Below are 1,673 nucleotides of genomic sequence, written 5' to 3'. Positions count from 1 at the left end.
CAACGATCGTGACGACCACTTGACCTGTCGTGCCATCCGCCGTCGTAACGGTGAACGTCTCCGTCAGGGTCTTGCCAGCGCCCAGGCCTTGAACGGCCGGGTCGTTGTTGGTCAGGGTGTAGTTCCACTTGCCATCGGCGTCGATGGAGAAGGTGCCGTGCTGACCGGCTGCGTTGGTCTGCGTTTGGAAGACCGCTTGACCGGCATCCGGATCGGTGACTTCCAGCTTGCCGCCGGTCGTAAGCGTACCGTCTTCGGTGACCGAGCCCTTGTCATCGCCCGGCTGAGCCGGGTTGATGACGGCGCCGTCATCGGTGCCGTTGATGGTGACCGTAACTTGTTTGTCGACGATTCCGCCGTTGCCGTCGTTGACGGTCACGGTAAACGTTTCGGTAAAGGTCTCGCCGGACTTCAGCCCTTGGACCGCCTTGTTGGCGTTGTCCAGGTTGTAGGTCCAGTTGCCCGAACCATCGACCGAGAACGAGCCATACGTACCCTTGCCATCATTGTTGACGGTCCAGGTGTGCGTATCGGTCGTGTCGATGTCAGCGACGTCGATCTTGCCGGTGGCGACGAGCGTGCCGTCTTCCGTGACCGCGCCGTCAGCCTTGCCGGTCAACACCGGGACGTCATTCGTACCAACGATGGTGACAACCACCTGACCGGTGGTGCCATCAGCCGTCGTGACCGTAAAGGTCTCGGTCAGCGTCTTGCCAGCGCCCAAGCCTTGAACAGCCGGGTCGTTATTGGTCAGGGTGTAGTTCCACTTGCCATCGGCGTCGATGGAGAACATGCCGTGCTGACCGGCTGCATTCGTTTGGACTTGGAACACGGCTTCGCCCGCGTCCGGATCAGTGACATCCAGCTTGCCGCCAACAGACGACGTCACGTCTTCTGTAACGGTGCCCTTGTCATCGCCCGGTTGAGCGGGGGTGATGACGGCGCCGTCGTCGGTGCCGTTGATCGTCACCGTGACTTGTTGCTGCGTCACGCCGCCGTGGCCGTCGTCGACCGTGACAGTGAAGGTTTCGGTGGCAGTTTCTCCAGCCTTCAACGCCTTGACGTCGGGGTTGGTGCTATCCAGGTTGTAGGTCCACTTGCCGGAGTTGTCGACCGAGAAGTTCCCGTACTCGCCCTTGCCATTGTTGTCTACGGACCAAGTGTGCGTATCGGAGGTGTCGACGTCGGTTTGCGTCAACTGGCCGGTGGTGCTCAGCGAGGTGCTTTCGGTAACGGAACCGGCGGCTTCGCCCGCGATGACGGGAGCGTCGTTGGTGCCGTTGATGGTGACAACAACCTGGCCGGTGGTGCCGTCTGCTGTCGTGACGACGAAGGTCTCGGTCAGTTTTTCGCCGACGGCCAGGGCTTGGATCTTGGGATCTTCATTATTCAGGGTGTAGGTCCACGTCCCATCCTTGCCAATGGTGAACGTGCCATGATCGCCAGGCGTGTTGCCTTCCTTGAATTCAGCTTGGCCTGCATCCGGATCGGTCACTTCCAGCTTGCCGCCGGTCGTGAGCGTACCGTCTTCGGTGACCGAACCCTTGTCATCGCCGGGTTGAGCCGGATTGATGGTCGCGCCGTCGTCCGTGCCGTTGATGGTGACCGTGACTTGTTTGTCGACGATTCCGCCGTTGCCGTCGTTGACGGTCACGGTGAAGGTTTCGGTAAAG

1 protein-coding gene is annotated in these 1,673 nt (G+C 60.7%); it reads right to left on the bottom strand.

Features of this window, described 5'->3' with window-relative positions:
* Positions 1-1,673: VCBS domain-containing protein (locus AC1DSJ_RS30100; protein ID WP_476760471.1), on the bottom strand; the 1,673-nt coding region annotated here is incomplete at both ends.

The organism is Achromobacter sp. 01N37 (assembly GCF_056399725.1).
Note: the sequence above shows the minus strand (reverse complement) of the source record. Positions and strands in the feature narration are given on the sequence as shown.